Raw genomic sequence first — 644 nt, 5'->3', positions numbered from 1 at the left:
TCCGCGGGCTTCGTCATTCGAGCGGCCAGCTCGCGGGCGCGCGAGACGTAGTCGGGGGAGAGGATCTGGCGCAGGTCGGCCACCAGCGACTCACGCGTGGTTTTGGAAAACGGGCGGGCGACACCGACTTTCAACCGATCCACCTGTGCTGCCCAGATCTTTTGATCGCTCATGCTCCAGAGGCTCAATGTGGGCACTCCGGCGCGCAGGCCCGCGGCCGTGGTGCCCGCGCCGCTGTGGTGCACCACGGCCCGGCAAGCGGGAAAGACCGCCGCGTAATTGACCGCGCCCACTACCTTGACGTGGGCAGGAAGTGGCACGTCGCTGAAATCGCTCCAGCCGGCGCAAATCAACGCCCGCTCGTCCAATTCCGCACATGCCGCAGCGATCATTTCGACCGTGTCGACCGGAGATTCGACCGGCATGCTGCCGAAGCCAAAGCAAATCGGCGACGATCCGGCGGCAATCCAAGCTGCCACGTCGTCGTCGGCGCTCGTGGTCAGTTCCATTGTCAATGGGCCGACAAACGGCCGTAGGCCGTCCCATTTCGCCCATTCGTCCGCCAGTCCGGGAAAGCAAACCTCGTCGTACGCTTGGATTTCCAGCGACTCTCGCTGGGCGATCCGGCGCGGCGAGGGATGCGT

The 644-nt window shown here is 65.1% G+C and carries 1 protein-coding gene; it reads right to left on the bottom strand.

What is annotated here, in order from left to right:
• The coding region (locus A5709_RS28340; protein WP_369827245.1) for a glycosyltransferase at positions 1-644 on the bottom strand (644 nt) is incomplete at both ends.

This window comes from Mycobacterium sp. E1386 (assembly GCF_001672745.1).
Classification (GTDB): Bacteria; Actinomycetota; Actinomycetes; order Mycobacteriales; family Mycobacteriaceae; genus Mycobacterium.
This window is presented reverse-complemented; position numbering and strand designations above follow the sequence as displayed.